Below are 245 nucleotides of genomic sequence, written 5' to 3'. Positions count from 1 at the left end.
ATCCTGATGTATGCGGTAGACTAAAAAACGTGTGGCGGTGTGATCCGACTGGGGGTATTCAGCAAACAGCGACATGCCTGTATCGCCAGCATCCGTGAAGTAATCCGCCCCAGGATCAATATCCAGCGTAGTGGCTGCCAGACCAACCCGAAAGTTGGTGTGGTCGTCCTTACTGCTGTCTGCTGCAAAGGCCAGTTGACTGGAAGCCAGCAGCGCTAGCGTACAAACCGGGCGAAAAGCAATAG

General features: G+C 53.9%; 1 protein-coding gene. It reads right to left on the bottom strand.

Annotation, left to right across the window (positions count from 1 at the left end):
- On the bottom strand, window positions 1-245 hold a 245-nt coding region (locus Q4563_RS21830; RefSeq protein WP_303606028.1), incomplete at both ends, for a hypothetical protein.

It is taken from the genome of Gilvimarinus sp. 1_MG-2023, assembly GCF_030548285.1.
The sequence above is the reverse complement of the archived record's forward strand: the minus strand, read 5'-3'. Positions and strand labels throughout refer to the sequence as shown.